This window comes from Variovorax rhizosphaerae, assembly GCF_037889975.1.
Taxonomy (GTDB): domain Bacteria; phylum Pseudomonadota; class Gammaproteobacteria; order Burkholderiales; family Burkholderiaceae_C; genus Variovorax; species Variovorax rhizosphaerae.
Genome location: NZ_JBBKZT010000013.1, coordinates 95378 through 108283, shown reverse-complemented (window position 1 = coordinate 108283; position 12906 = coordinate 95378). Strand labels below are relative to the sequence as shown.

15 protein-coding genes are annotated in these 12906 nt (G+C 64.4%); 9 read left to right on the top strand and 6 right to left on the bottom strand.

From position 1 onward, the window contains the following. The first annotated feature begins 46 nt into the window (after positions 1-46). The 7 genes from WKW82_RS25955 to WKW82_RS25925 are packed head-to-tail and all read left to right on the top strand — an operon-like array spanning position 47 to position 6737. Positions 47-1252 (top strand): ABC transporter substrate-binding protein, encoded by a 1206-nt coding sequence (locus WKW82_RS25955; protein ID WP_340345337.1) that lies wholly within the window; start codon positions 47-49, stop codon positions 1250-1252. Next, a complete protein-coding gene (locus tag WKW82_RS25950) occupies positions 1249-2310 on the top strand; it encodes an ABC transporter ATP-binding protein (RefSeq protein ID WP_422823594.1) in 1062 nt (353 codons plus the stop codon). The genes WKW82_RS25955 and WKW82_RS25950 overlap by 4 nt, the downstream gene beginning before the upstream one ends. Next, a complete protein-coding gene (locus WKW82_RS25945; protein ID WP_340345333.1) occupies positions 2307-3167 on the top strand; it encodes an ABC transporter permease in 861 nt (286 codons plus the stop codon). Before WKW82_RS25950 ends, WKW82_RS25945 begins: the two co-directional genes overlap by 4 nt. A 2-nt stretch (positions 3168-3169) precedes the next feature. Next, positions 3170-4009 carry an ABC transporter permease gene (locus WKW82_RS25940; RefSeq protein WP_340345332.1) on the top strand — a complete coding sequence of 280 codons (840 nt, stop codon included), beginning with the start codon at positions 3170-3172 and terminating at the stop codon, positions 4007-4009. Positions 4010-4017: 8 nt separating this feature from the next. Further along, a complete protein-coding gene (locus WKW82_RS25935) occupies positions 4018-4815 on the top strand; it encodes an NAD-dependent epimerase/dehydratase family protein (protein WP_340345331.1) in 798 nt (265 codons plus the stop codon). Between the two features lie 15 nt (positions 4816-4830). Continuing rightward, on the top strand, positions 4831-5727 hold the full coding sequence (locus tag WKW82_RS25930) for an aldose 1-epimerase (RefSeq protein ID WP_340345330.1): 897 nt from the start codon (positions 4831-4833) through the stop codon (positions 5725-5727). A 17-nt stretch (positions 5728-5744) separates the two neighbouring features. Beyond that, positions 5745-6737: an SMP-30/gluconolactonase/LRE family protein gene (locus WKW82_RS25925; RefSeq protein WP_340345328.1), complete on the top strand. Its 993-nt coding sequence runs from the start codon at positions 5745-5747 to the stop codon at positions 6735-6737. Between the two features lie 31 nt (positions 6738-6768). Here WKW82_RS25925 and WKW82_RS25920 read toward each other — a convergent pair whose 3' ends face one another. Genes WKW82_RS25920 through WKW82_RS25895 form a run of 6 tightly spaced genes read right to left on the bottom strand, consistent with a single transcriptional unit; the run spans position 6769 to position 10730 of the window. Beyond that, the gene (locus WKW82_RS25920; RefSeq protein ID WP_340345327.1) at positions 6769-7116 is read right to left on the bottom strand and encodes a hypothetical protein; all 348 of its coding nucleotides are present in this window, start codon (positions 7114-7116) and stop codon (positions 6769-6771) included. Next, positions 7113-8225, bottom strand: a complete 1113-nt coding sequence (locus WKW82_RS25915; RefSeq protein ID WP_340345326.1) for an FAD-dependent monooxygenase — start codon at positions 8223-8225, stop codon at positions 7113-7115. The genes WKW82_RS25920 and WKW82_RS25915 overlap by 4 nt, the downstream gene beginning before the upstream one ends. Positions 8226-8241: 16 nt before the next feature. Then, positions 8242-8802: an MFS transporter gene (locus tag WKW82_RS25910; protein ID WP_340345325.1), complete on the bottom strand. Its 561-nt coding sequence runs from the start codon at positions 8800-8802 to the stop codon at positions 8242-8244. After that, complete coding sequence (locus WKW82_RS25905; RefSeq protein ID WP_340345323.1) at positions 8747-9397, bottom strand: MFS transporter; 651 nt, start codon at positions 9395-9397, stop codon at positions 8747-8749. The genes WKW82_RS25910 and WKW82_RS25905 overlap by 56 nt, the downstream gene beginning before the upstream one ends. A gap of 10 nt (positions 9398-9407) precedes the next feature. Further along, the gene (locus WKW82_RS25900) at positions 9408-9773 is read right to left on the bottom strand and encodes a Rieske (2Fe-2S) protein (protein ID WP_340345322.1); all 366 of its coding nucleotides are present in this window, start codon (positions 9771-9773) and stop codon (positions 9408-9410) included. Positions 9774-9782: 9 nt separating this feature from the next. Further along, entirely contained in the window at positions 9783-10730 is a 948-nt protein-coding gene (locus WKW82_RS25895) for a VOC family protein (RefSeq protein ID WP_340345321.1), read from the bottom strand. A 283-nt stretch (positions 10731-11013) separates the two neighbouring features. Here WKW82_RS25895 and WKW82_RS25890 point away from each other — a divergent pair, with 283 nt between their 5' ends. Both WKW82_RS25890 and WKW82_RS25885 read left to right on the top strand, forming a co-directional pair. After that, positions 11014-11994: a Bug family tripartite tricarboxylate transporter substrate binding protein gene (locus tag WKW82_RS25890; RefSeq protein ID WP_340345320.1), complete on the top strand. Its 981-nt coding sequence runs from the start codon at positions 11014-11016 to the stop codon at positions 11992-11994. A gap of 21 nt (positions 11995-12015) precedes the next feature. Beyond that, the gene (locus WKW82_RS25885; protein ID WP_340345319.1) at positions 12016-12900 is read left to right on the top strand and encodes an ABC transporter substrate-binding protein; all 885 of its coding nucleotides are present in this window, start codon (positions 12016-12018) and stop codon (positions 12898-12900) included. The last annotated feature ends 6 nt before the right edge of the window (positions 12901-12906 follow it).

The window sequence follows — 12906 nt, the reverse complement described above, 5'->3', positions numbered from 1 at the left end:
GCCCCACTCGACGCTTTCAGCCATTGCTTTCGAACAGGAGACAACCATGAACATTCCGGGCCACCCCGCTCTCTCGCGACGTGCGTTGCTGCGCACGACTCTCGGCGCCGCCGCCACTGCCGTTCTGCCCGCCGCTTGGGCGCAAGGCCTGCCGAAGTTCGGATCGTCTCCAGTGCCGCTCGGCGTCATCGACGTCGCAGGCAACCTGGCGCTGACCCAGAAGGTCTTCGATGCCTACGCCGCCGCCAACAAGGAACGCGTCTCGCGCTTCACCTTCACCCGCTCCCCGGCGCCGGAACTGGCCGGGAAGATCCGCGCCATGCAGGCGGCCAATCGGGTCGAATTGCACATGGTGCTGACCGGACTGGACGGCATCGCCGCGGGCATCGAGCAAGGCGTGTGGCAGGACCTGTCGCCCTACTACGCCCAGATCGGCAACCCGGCCGATCTCTACGACGGCGGCGCGGCAGCCATCCAGAAGCAGGCCGGCGGCAACGGCATGCTGATCGCCTATTCGCCGCAGGGGCCGATCCTCGAGTTCGCACCTTCGCGCGTGGCCAAGCCGCCGAAGACGCTGGACGACCTGCTGGCCTGGACCAAGGCCAATCCCAACAAGTTCTTCTACGCCCGCCCGGCCAACTCCGGCCCGGGCCGCACCTTCGTCATGGCGCTGCCCTACATGCTGGACGACAAGGATCCGCTCGACCCGGTCAAGGGCTGGGACAAGACCTGGGCCTATCTCAAGGAGTTGAACAGGAACGTCGAGTACTACCCCTCCGGCACCACCCCGACCATGCGCGAACTGGCGCAGGGCTCGCGCGACCTGATCATCTCGACGATGGGCTGGGACATCTACCCACGCGTGCAGGGCATCGTGCCCAAGGACACGGCGGTGACCGCCTTCGACAAGCCGACCTTCGTCGCCGACGGCCAGTTCGTCGCCATTCCCAAGGGCCTACCGGAGGACCGGCTCGCCGCTGCGCTCGACGTGCTCAAGTACATGCTGCAGCCACCGCAGCAGGCCATGGTCTATGCCGATGGCTACCTCTACCCCGGCCCGGCGCGCAAGGGCATCACGCTGGCGCAGGCGCCTGCGGAAAGCCAGAAAGTGCTGAACGAATTCGGCCGGCTGTCGTACTACGAGCCCTTGCTGGCGTCGACTCCGGTCAAGGCGCCGCTGGAACCCAAGCCCCTGATCGCGATGTTCCGCGCCTGGGACGAGCAGATCGGCGGCCAGAAGGTGAAGACCTGATGGCCACCTTCCAGTCCCTGCAACTCGACCGTGTGGCGCTGCGCTTCGGCGGCTTCAAGGCGCTCGACGATTTCTCGCTGACGATCAAGGCGGGCGAGTTCGTCTCGCTGCTCGGGCCCTCGGGCTGCGGCAAGTCGACGGCGCTCAACTGCCTGTCGGGGTTGCTGCAGATCTCGTCGGGGAGCATCACGCTGGACGACAAGCGCATCGACGTGCTGCCGCCGGAGCGGCGCGGCTTCGGCATGGTGTTCCAGAACTACGCGCTCTTCCCGCACCTGAGCGTGCGGCGCAACGTGGCCTTCGGCCTGGAGATGCGCAAGGTACCCAAGGCCGAGGTGGACCAGCGCGTCGAGCGCGCGTTGGCCACGGTGCGGCTGGCCAACCAGATCGACAAGCTGCCGGGCCAACTCTCCGGCGGCCAGCAGCAGCGCGTGGCCATCGCGCGCGCCGTGGCCATCGAGCCGCCGCTGGTGCTGATGGACGAGCCCCTGTCCAACCTCGATGCCAAGCTGCGGCTGGAACTGCGCCACGAGATCAAGCGGCTGCATCACGCGCTGGGCCTGACCACCATCTACGTCACGCACGACCAGGACGAGGCACTGTCGCTGTCGGACCGCATCGTGGTGATGCGCGACGGCCGCATCCAGCAGCAGGGCACGCCCGAGACGCTCTACAACGCGCCCGACAACCTCTATGTGGCGCGCTTCATGGGCTATCGCAATGCCTACCCCGTTCGCATCGAGGATCGCACCGCGCTGGTGGGGGAAGGCATCGGCGCCATGCGTTTCGATGGACTGGACATCCCCGTGGGCAGCGCGGCCGCGTCGCTCGCGTTTCGGCCGGACGATGTGAAGCTCTCGAATGACGGCATCCCCGCCGAGGTCGCGCAAGTCGAGTACTGCGGCCAGCTCTGGCTGGTCGATTTGCGCACGGCGGACGGCACGCACGTCACGATGGAAACGCATGAGCGCGTGACGATGGGCGAACGCGTGCAGTTTCGCGTGGCGCCCGAGCGCATCCGCCTCTTCACCGATGCCTTCGTGCCGGAGGCCGGATGAACGGCGCCGTCGCGGGGCGCGACCTGCGCGTGCTGCTGCTGATCCCGGCGTTGCTGGCAGTGCTGCTGCTGTTCATCTATCCCTTTGGCTATGGCGTGATCCTGTCGCTCAAGCCGGCCGAGGGTGGATGGGCGGCGAACTACGTGCGCTTCTTCTCGGAGCCGAGGCTGTACCAGACCATCGGCACGACGCTGCTCATCTCGCTGCCGGTCACCATCTTCAACCTGCTGATCGCGCTGCCGATGGCCTACCTGCTGCGCGTGCCGAGCACGAAGCAGCGGCTGATCGCGGCGGCGCTGGTGATCCCGATGACGCTGGGCACCGTGCTGGTCGCGCAGGGCATGCTGACCTATCTGTCGCCCAACGGCTGGTTCAACCGCACGCTGCTCGGCTTCGGGTTGATCTCGCAACCCTTGCAACTGTTGCATGGGCCGTTGGCGGTGATCCTGTCCCTGGTGATCACGGGGTTTCCGTTCGCGTTCCTCATGCTGCTGTCTTACGTGACGGGCATCGACCCTTCGCTGGGACGCGCCGCGGCCACGCTGGGTGCATCGCCCTCCGCGCAGTTCAAGCGGGTCTACCTGCCGCTGCTGGTGCCGGGCCTCGTCACGACCTTCTGCCTCGTCTTCGTGCAGGCCTTCGCGGTATTTCCTTCGGCGGTGCTGCTGGGGTCTCCGGCGGGGTCGACGCGGGTGATTTCGTTGGCGGCGTACGAGGCCGCGTATGAGGACTTCAACTATTCGATGGCTTCCTCCATCGCACTCATCATGGGCGCTGTTCAGCTGGTGGTCGTCCTGCTCGCGCTGGCGATCCGCCGCGCGGCCTATCGCGGTCCGGCCAGCGGCGGAAAGGGTTGACCATGCACAAAAGTGATCTCGGCCAGAGCGCATTCCGCATCGCATTCGGCGTGTTGATGGCCTTCATCATCCTCAACGTCGCGGCCATCGTCGCGGTAGTGGCGGTCAACTCCTTCGGCACGCAGTGGTTCACGGGCTGGCTGCCGGAAGCCTTCACGACCAGCTGGTACAGCCGCGCCTGGAAGGAGTTCCAGCTCGGCGACGTGCTGTGGACCACTGCGCTCGCGGTCGGCGCGGTGGTGCTGCTGTCGGTGCTGATCGGCGTGCCCGCGGCCTACGTGCTGGCACGCGTGGAATTCCGCGGCAAGCGCCTCGTCACGTTGCTGTTCCTGCTGCCCCTGCTGGTGCCGCCGATGACCTACGGCATCCCGCTGGCCACGGTGCTCTACCAGGTCAACCTCGGTGGCTCGCTGTGGGGCGTGATCCTCGCGAACCTGGTGCCCTGCGCGCCCTTCGTGGTGATGGTGATGACGCCCTTCATCGAGCAGATCGACACGCGGGTGGAAGTGGCCGCGCGGGTCTTCGGCGCCGGTACGCTGACCATCTTCCGCCGCATCCTGATGCCGTTGCTGCTGCCCGGCATCATGGCCGCCTCGCTGCTGGTGCTGGTGCGCACCATCTCGATGTTCGAGCTCACCTTCCTGACGGCCGGCGCGGACAGCCAGACGCTGGTGGTGGCGCTGTACTACGCCGTGTTCGCGGCGGGCATTCGCTCCGCGCAGTCCATCGACGCGATGGCAGTGATCTACATGCTGACCACGCTGGTGTGGGTGCTCATCGCATTCCGCTTCATCGACCCGACGCAGATGGTGGGCAAGGTCCGGGTCCAGAAATCATCGTGAGCGACACCATGAAAACTCTCCTCGTCACCGGCGCGGCCGGGCTGGTCGGCACTGCGCTGCGACCCTTGCTGCGCGAGCACTACCGGCTGCGCCTTGTCGACTTGCAGGCCATCGCGCTGCAGGAAGGCGAGGAGACGATGGCCGGCGACCTGTGCGACTCGGCTTTCGTGCAAAAGGCTGTCGCGGGCGTCGATGCGGTACTGCACCTGGCCTGTGTCCATGGGCCCGCGGCACGCTTCGAATCGACGCTCGGACCCAACTACCAGGCAACGCTCCAGTTGCTGGAAGCGTCGCATCGCCACGGCGTGCAGCGCTTCGTCTTCGCCAGCAGCCACCACGTGCTCGGGCAGTACCCTGCGGACGCCGCCGAGTTCTTCGACTCGCTGCCGCCAGCGCCCGACAGCTACTACGGCATGAGCAAGGTGTTCGGCGAGGCCGCGTGTGCCAGCTACGCTTTGCGCGGCGGCCCGGCGGCCTTGGTCATCCGCATCGGCAATGCGGATGCGCAAGTCGGCGACGCGCGGCGCTTGCGCATCTGGGTCAGCATTCGCGACCTGGCGCAGTTGATTCGCATCGGACTGGAGCATCCGGAGGTGGTCAACGAGATCGTGTACGGGGTCTCCGAGAGCCCGCGGCCCTTCTTCGCCAACCTGCGTGCGCGGGAACTCGGCTATCGCCCGCAGGACAACGCCGCGGACTTCCTGGCGTCGGGCTATCTGGACCACGATGCGATGGACCCCAAGACCTCGGGTCGCGACCATGTCGGCGGCGCCTATGCGGCTGCGTCGCTGGCATCGGTGCTGTAGCCGTCGGGACGGCACATGAGCGAGATCATCGAGTTGCGTCAAGGCGCCGCTTTCGTGCGCATGGCGCCTGCGCTCGGCGGACGTATCACACGCTGTGGACTCTCCGTTGCACACGGGCAGACTTGCGAACTGTTCCATCCCTACCCGGAGGAACACAGCGATCTGCTTCATTGGGCCAAGGGCGGCGTGTACCCGCTGGTTCCCTACTGGGGTCGCATTGCCAATGCGCAACTGCGGCATGCTGGCGAGCGCATCGCGTTGCGCCCGCATCCGGATGCCCTGCCCCACACCTTGCACGGCACGGCTCACCAAAGCCAGTGGCAGGTCGTCCAGCGGGAGGATGCGCAACTCACCCTTCGGCTGGAAAAGGAACCGGACGTGCATTGGCCATGGCGGTACAGCGCCGAGCTGGCGGTGTCCCTCCGCCCGGCTTCGCTACGGGTCGAAGTCTCCGTCGGCAATGCCGATGCAAAGCCCATGCCGGCTGGCATCGGCCTGCATCCGTACATCCCTTGCCGCCCCTCCGCGCGCCTGCAATTCAACGCACACAAATGCTGGGTCATGACGCCGGACTTCCTGAGCCTGCGCGCCGACCCGGTCCACACGGTAGATGACTTCGGCGCTGGGCGATCTGTCGGGCCCGAAGGATTCACGCGTTGCTACAGCGAGTGGGACGGGCGGTTCCAGCTTGGTGACGATGACGAGACCCCTGCCCTGCGCATCGTCGCCTCACCCGGGCTGGACCACCTGGTCCTGCACCGGCCGGCCGACGCGCCCTACATCTGCATCGAACCGGCCAGCCATACCGCCGACGCCTTCAACCTCGCGGCCGATGGTGTCGCCGGCACCGGCACGCAGGTCCTGGCACCCGGCCAATCACTCACCGGTTCGATCGAGTTCAGCCTCGAATGAACATGACGACATACGCGATGAACAATCTCCCGGTGGAAACGCGCACAGGATGGGCCCCTTCGCTGCGCTATCCGGACCCGGCGGTGGTGATCCTCGATCCCTCCTTCGCCAAGTACCGGCTGTTCGCCGCCAGCGTGGAGCGCCTGGCGACCGGCTTCCGCTGGATGGAAGGCCCCGTGTGGTTCGGCGACGGTCGCTTCCTGCTCGCGAGCGATGTGGCGAGCAATCGCATCATCCGGTGGGACGAGGTCACCGGCGTGGCGTCCGTCTACCGCGAATCGTCGAACTATGCGAACGGCCACACGCGAGACTTGCAGGGCCGACTGATCACCTGCGAAGCCGCCGTCACCCGGCGCATCAGCCGCACCGAACACGATGGCCGCATCACCACGCTGGCGGATCGCTTCGAAGGCAAGCGCCTGAACTCGCCCAACGACATCGTCTGCCAGTCGAACGGTGCGATCTGGTTCACCGATCCGCCGTTCCAGTTGGCCAACAACTACGAGGGCCGCATCGCCGCACAGGAGCTGCCGCACGCGGTCTACCGGATCGACCCAAACAGCGGTCAATTGCACCAGGTCATCGATGACCTCGCCGGTCCCAACGGGCTGTGCTTCTCTCCCGACGAACGAACGCTGTACGTGGTCGAAAGTCGTGCCGAGCCGAGCCGGCGCGTCTGGGCCTACGCGGTCGGCAAGGACGGAAAACTCTCCAACAAGACCCTGCACATCGACGCGCAGGGCCCGGGCGCCTTCGACGGAATCAAATGCGACGTGGATGGGAACATCTGGGCCGGCTGGGGCAGCAATGGCGCGGCCGACGCGGATGCAGGCGCGCTGGATGGCGTCATGGTCTTCAACCCCGAAGGGCGCGCCATCGGCCACATCCGCCTGCCGGAGCGCTGTGCGAATCTCTGCTTCGGAGGCGCCGACAACAACCGGCTCTTCATGGCGAGCAGCCATTCGATCTACGCGCTCTATGTGAACGCGCGGGGTGCGGAGCGGCGATAGCCAAGTGACGGATTGCTGTTCGTGATGCCACTTATCGCGCTGTCCACCTTCGATCTGCATGCCGATGCCCGCTACGGACGCGGCTCGAAGGCACCGTCGAAGGAGGCGGTCCCAGCGGCACATCGCCGACGGGCATGCCACGGCTGGCGCGAACCTCGTCGGCAAGGCTCTCGGATTCGGCGATCAGCCGCTTGATGCGCGGATGCAACTGCTGCCCGAGTTCCGTCAGGCCACCCCTCGCCCGGACCGCATCAGCTGCCTGAGCCGCGCGCAAAGCCGACTCCAGTTCAGCGACTTTGACGAAATGGTGCCAGGCGGCGTCGACGATGGGCTTGAGCGCGGATGTGCGCACGGTCCCTCTGCCGGGCGCGGTGATCACATGGGTTGGCCCAAATATTGGTAGGTCTGAAGCAGAAGTGCAGCGGACCTCTGCGGATTTGGCACCGGCTCCTGCTCGTATTTGCACAACTGCAGCGAGGCGTTCCACACGGTCGACACACGCTCGAACCGTCGGTTCGAATAGGCAGCCATGGCCTCCTCGATGTCAGGCAAATCCCTCAGGCATTGTGCGAGGACAACCGCGTCCTCGATGGCCAAGCCGCCGCCGGAAGTCATCTGGGGGGTGGGCGAATGCGCCGAGTCACCCAACATGACAATGCGCCCCCTATGCCAAGGTGCCTGCACCAGGTTGACGTCAAAAGGACGAACCAGGACCTGTTGCGGCGTGGTGACCTGCGCCAGTGAATCCTGGATCACTGGGGCTGTAAATTCGGCCAGCCGTTCGCGTACGAGAACGTCCAATTGGTCGTCTGGCCAATGCATGTGCTGGGCGCTGTTCTCGAGGAAGAAGAGATAGCACGCTTCCTTGGAAGTCGGCAGCGCGCCCACAGTACGCTTGCCGTCTGGCGAACGGTAAAGGCAGAAGCCATCCACCTCGGGCGGCCGCGGGGCATTGAAACGCCAGGCACTCTGACCAGCGAACCACACGCGATGCCCAGACCCAAAAAATCGCTCGCGCAGCTTGGAGTACGCACCGTCCGCCGCAACCACCAAGTCGTAAGCTGCCTCTCGTCCATCGGAAAGCTTGACTTCCACCCGGTCCCCGCGATCGTCGACCGTGTCGGCCGTGAGACCGCGCTCCATCGTTGCTCCCGCGTCGCTGGCTGCGGTCTCGAGGATCCGGGCAAGTTCCGGACGGCGGATGCCGATGCCAGGAGGGGTCGGGTTCGACATGAGCAAGTTGCCGGCGGCATCGTGTTGCTTGAACACTTCGAACTTCAGGCCACTTTCAAGGCAAGGCTCGGCCAGGCCGATCTCCGAGAGTGCGCGCATCGTGTTGTGAAGGAGGCAAATTCCCGATCCGACCGTTGACCTCGTCGGCTGGATGTCGATGCAATGCGTTTCCACGCCCGCCCGGGCCAGCGTGTAGGCCGCAGTCGCGCCGCCGATGCCGCTTCCGACAACAAGCACCCGCTTGGCTTTTTTCATGAAGGAGTCTCCTGTTTCAGTGATGGGTTGATGCAAGGACCGGCGCCGCTGGCGCTGCGAGCTGTGCGCTGCTTTCTCGCATTGACAGGTAGAAGCAGAACGCTATGGCATCAATGGCCACGGCTGCCCAGCCGATGGCGCCGTAGCCAAAGAACTTGACAAAAGTGCCGCCAAGAACCGGGCCTATGGCGGAACCGATCATCAGCATTGCGGGCGTCGCGGAAACGGCCCGCCCCGACGGATCCAATTTGGCGAGCACGCCGAAGGTGAAGATGTGGGTGAAGATGACCGCGGACACGAAGAAGGCACCCGCCGCCGCATAAACGGGAAATGTCGTACTCGATACCAGCCCCACCGCCAGAGCGGCCTGCGACACAGCGCCGCCAAGCACGACACTTCGGGCATTCAGCTTTTGCTGCAACAACGCAGCCACTGCCCCCGGCGCCAGGTTCACGATCCCGACGGCGATGAGCACGAGCTGCAAGTTGAACGGCGAGAATCCGCGATCGGCGCCCATGCGCTCAAGAAAACTGAACACCATGGCCTGCACCACGTTCATCAGGCCGATGCCGGCCATGGCGCACCATGCAGCATTGGGCAGCGCAGCCGGTCGTGCATCGTGCATCGCGGTGTGGCTCCACCGACGTGATGACGCATGCAACGAGCATGACGCCCCCGAAGATGGCGAAAAGTCCCGCCCCTCCGAGCGCTGCGATGATCTGGGGCGCGGCGGCCATGTAGGCAACGCCGAACACCCCCACCGCCACCTGCATGAGGCCGAACATCCGATGCGGATTGCGCGTGAGTGCGACGGTGCCATGCGTGATGCTCAACCCTGTGCCGGTGGCCAGACCCCCCAGCGTATGCAGCAATGCGAGCGTTTCAAACTGGCTGGTGCGGGTGCATGCCAGGAATGCAGCGCCCGATATGGCGTAGGCGACAGGGACTATCCAGCGGCCGCGCAAGCGATTGAAGCGCGGCGCCAAGATCAGGCTCGCTACGACCCCACCGGCCAGGAACATGGTCGCAAGAGCGCCTGCCTGTTGGGGGTCAAAGCCGTAGCGTGCGATGAGCGTGCCCACCCACACCGGCAGCGCGACAATGTCCACCATTCCCGCGCAATGCGCGGCCATCAGCGCGATTCGCGCGCGCAGGTTGTCTGTCGCATTCATATTTCAAACCCTAATAAACAGGTTGTCTCTCGGCAGGGAGCGCTGAGTTGGTCCACAGCGCACCTTCTTCGTCGCGCTCCACCGCCACGGGCGTCAGCGCTCGCCCCAAACACGGGCCCTTGAAACAGACGCCACTCTCGATGTCGAACATGGCGCCGTGCCCGTAGCAGACGATCGAACTACCGTCGGCGCTCAGGTATGCATCCTTGCGCCAGGCCAGCGGCGCGCCATTGACATGCGGGCAGCTATCCAGCCATCCATGCACCTGATTGCCGCGCCGGACTACGAACATCGGAGTCCGCGACATGCCTGCGGCATCAAAGCCACGCGACGCCCCGTCGGCGAGTTCGTCGAGCCTGCACAGGTACGTTCGCATGGCCAGTTCTTAATGCGCCTCGCCGGGCGGTGGCGCCCCACCAGGCGCCCACTTCTCGCGGTGCTGGAAAAGGAAGATCTGTGATTCATCCACCTGCATGGGTGCTTCGCGAGCAACCCAGGTGTCATCGTGCAGGTCCATGTCCGCGTCGTACTCCACATGGCAGCCCACGGGGCTGTTGAAGTACCAGAACCAGTTGGACCCGAACTTGTGACGCCCGGGACCCCAGTAGCTCTGGTAGCCCTTGGCGACGAAGCGGGATCCGCATTGAAGCATTGCGGTCGGACCCGAGAGGTGGAACGTGAAGTGCTCTACTCCCTTCATGAAGGGCGGTGTCTGGATCAGAAAGAGCGTGTGATGGTCCAGCGTTCCCGCGGGCTGCAGAAAGCTGCCCGCATCGGTGAAGCGGTCGGTGCAGCGAAAGCGCAACCGGTCCACGTAGAACCTGGCGGCCTTGGCTTGGTCAGGCACGAAATACACGACGTGCGAGAGAGTCAGGGGACGGTGCTCCGCATCCGCGTTCGCACCCAGGACATTGGGGCCACGAGCCGGCTTGCTGCCAGGCGAGTTCGACGCTTCGCCGGGCGCGTTGAGCTTGCGCCGCACCGTGATCTGGAACCCGAGGACGAAACCCATGTCGTCGCAGGCTTCGATAGAGCCGTCGGCCAAGCGCTTGACGTCGCGGTCGCGGCCAAGCTCATCGGAAATAGCGTCCAGCGTCGCGCGATCCGCGACACCGTAGATGGTCTTGCGCAGCATGGTTCCAGTTTCCATTGGTGCGGGCAACGAGGGATCGTCTCGGCGCGCGATGACGATGGAAGTGCCATCGACGGCCTCGAAGCGGCCACCGGATTCGCTGACGCCGATCGGCGTCAGCCCGTAGTCGGTGAAGAATTGAACGCAGGCCGAGACGTCATCAACGCCAAAGACCAGACAGTCAGGTCCGAGGATGTTCATCCTTGTTTCCTTTCGAGAGTTGGAAGGCATGGCAGCCAAAGCTGGCCGCAACCGCATCGATACTAGACGCATCGTTTTGATATTAATTAGGTAAAAACCCTTGGGGGTGACCTCGTGCTGTCGCCGCTCGGAAAGCTTGCTTTCATTCGGGCTTTAGAAGAATTCAGTGCCGCGTGACATGCGTAGGTGGTTTCCCGATATTTGCAATACGCATCGTCTTGCAATAATCAACACATCTACCGGGCATAGGTCAATCGAGACGCCCAACCTACGGAGAAAAGCCATGATGATCTCAAGACGACAGGTGCTGGGCACCAGCGCAGCGATGCTGATGACAACGCTTGCCGGCAAAGCGTCGGCGCAGGATTACCCCAACAAGCCGGTGCGCATCGTGGTAGCGAACCCACCGGGGTCAGGCCTGGACGCCGATTCGCGCTTCTGGGCCGCGGGGCTGACATCGTTGCTGGGACAGACTGTGCTCGTCGACAACCGACCTGGCGGAGCCACGACCATCGGCACCTCGCTGGTCGCGAAGTCATCCCCTGATGGCTACACCCTGCTCGTCGGCATCCCGAGTTCGCTGTGCTACATGGCCGAGCTGTACACGAAGCTCCCGTACAACCCCAACGATTTCGAAGCCATCAGCCAGCTCACCGCACTGCGCAGTGTGATCGTTGCCCATCCGGGTCTGCCTGCCAACACGGCGACCGAACTCGTGAAGTTGGCCAAGGCCAGGCCCGGAACCATCCCAGCTGGTACGGTCGGCATCGGCACATTCCAGCACCTGCTTGGCGAGTGGTTTGGAGCGATCACGGGAACCAGCTATCAGTTCGTCCCCTACAACACGACCAGTCCGTACACGGCGCTGCTGGGAGGCGAGACGCAAGTAATGTTCGATGCCCTTCCAGCCTCGATGAGCAATATCCGGGCGGGTAGGCTGAAGGCGTTGGCCGTCACGGGCAAGGGGCGGCATCCGCTGCTTCCGAACGTGCCGACGTTTGAGGAATTGGGTATCAGGGAATTCAACGCATCGACTTGGTTCGGCCTTCTGGCGCCCGCAGGCACCCCCAAGCCCATACTGGAAAAGGTGGCTGCTGCATGCGCCACCTTGGCACACAAGCCGGAGGTAATCCAGAGGTATCACGACTACGGTGGCGAACCTGTCGGGAGCACGCCGGCAGAGTTCTCTGCCTACATCCGCTCTGAGCGAGAAAAGTGGGTTCCGGTGGTGAAGCGCTCAGGCATCAAGCTCGAGTTGATTTGAAGACGGGAAAGAGTCCTTCCTATGTCGAAAACACTGCGGCTTCTTTGGTTCGTCCCTCCGCCGGTGGCGCTCGTGGCCCAGACCTTGACAGGGGCCGCTGGCGTCACCGTCAGTTCGAGGCGCAACGCATCGTCCGATGAGCAATTCGAGGGGCTGGTATCCAGCCAGGCGGACGCCGTGGTCACCGCCATGGACAACGTGATGGAGTGGAACCTGCGTGATGGGCCACAGGACTTTCGCGTTGTTGCGCAACTCGAACGCACGACACCCTTGACCCTCGTCGGTCAAAGAGGCCGCACTTCGCTCGAGGATCTGCGTGCGGCCACCATCTTGGTCGATGCGCCGCGCAATGGATTCATCGTGGCCTTGCGCGCCATGCTGGCCGAAGCGGACATTGGCCCCGAAGCGTATGCGCTGGAGTGCGTGGGTGGAGTAAAGGAAAGACACGACGCCATCGTCTCCGGACGTGGCGACGCCACACTGCTAGGCCCTCCGTTTGATGCAATGGCCATCGAGGCTGGTCTCAACCGTATTGCAACAGTGCAGGAACGCTACCCCGCCTTTCCGGGACAGGGGCTCGTGGTAAGCGCTGCGGACATGGAGCGGTTGCGCCCCGCACTCTCCGCATGGCTCCATAGCCTCGAAAGCGCTCGTCAGAGCATGGAGAATGTACCTGACTCTGCGCGACAAACACTGGGGATGGCAGGCTTCTCCGCTGCAGCGGTGAACGCCATGCTGGGTGCTACGCCGGCCTCTCTTGTTCCGGACCGGGCCGGTATCGAACTGCTCATCGAGCAGCGCCGCCGAGCCGGTCTGCCTGGTGCTGCCACGACCTACGAGAAGCTGGTGGACAATTCCCTTCGCGGGCTCAATCGCCAGACGGGAGACCGATTCAATGACGACTAGGCCCCC

Excerpts from the sequence above, each read along its gene's own strand:
- WKW82_RS25945 (WP_340345333.1), top strand. The coding sequence starts at position 2,307 with ATGAACGGCGCCGTCGCGGGGCGCGACCTGCGCGTGCTGCTGCTGATC.
- WKW82_RS25885 (WP_340345319.1), top strand. The coding sequence starts at position 12,016 with ATGTCGAAAACACTGCGGCTTCTTTGGTTCGTCCCTCCGCCGGTGGCG.
- WKW82_RS25915 (WP_340345326.1), bottom strand. The coding sequence starts at position 8,225 with ATGAAAAAAGCCAAGCGGGTGCTTGTTGTCGGAAGCGGCATCGGCGGC.
- WKW82_RS25900 (WP_340345322.1), bottom strand. The coding sequence starts at position 9,773 with ATGCGAACGTACCTGTGCAGGCTCGACGAACTCGCCGACGGGGCGTCG.
- WKW82_RS25890 (WP_340345320.1), top strand. The coding sequence starts at position 11,014 with ATGATGATCTCAAGACGACAGGTGCTGGGCACCAGCGCAGCGATGCTG.
- WKW82_RS25930 (WP_340345330.1), top strand. The coding sequence starts at position 4,831 with ATGAGCGAGATCATCGAGTTGCGTCAAGGCGCCGCTTTCGTGCGCATG.
- WKW82_RS25940 (WP_340345332.1), top strand. The coding sequence starts at position 3,170 with ATGCACAAAAGTGATCTCGGCCAGAGCGCATTCCGCATCGCATTCGGC.
- WKW82_RS25935 (WP_340345331.1), top strand. The coding sequence starts at position 4,018 with ATGAAAACTCTCCTCGTCACCGGCGCGGCCGGGCTGGTCGGCACTGCG.
- WKW82_RS25905 (WP_340345323.1), bottom strand. The coding sequence starts at position 9,397 with ATGAATGCGACAGACAACCTGCGCGCGCGAATCGCGCTGATGGCCGCG.
- WKW82_RS25925 (WP_340345328.1), top strand. The coding sequence starts at position 5,745 with ATGAACAATCTCCCGGTGGAAACGCGCACAGGATGGGCCCCTTCGCTG.
- WKW82_RS25895 (WP_340345321.1), bottom strand. The coding sequence starts at position 10,730 with ATGAACATCCTCGGACCTGACTGTCTGGTCTTTGGCGTTGATGACGTC.
- WKW82_RS25910 (WP_340345325.1), bottom strand. The coding sequence starts at position 8,802 with ATGGCCGGCATCGGCCTGATGAACGTGGTGCAGGCCATGGTGTTCAGT.
- WKW82_RS25955 (WP_340345337.1), top strand. The coding sequence starts at position 47 with ATGAACATTCCGGGCCACCCCGCTCTCTCGCGACGTGCGTTGCTGCGC.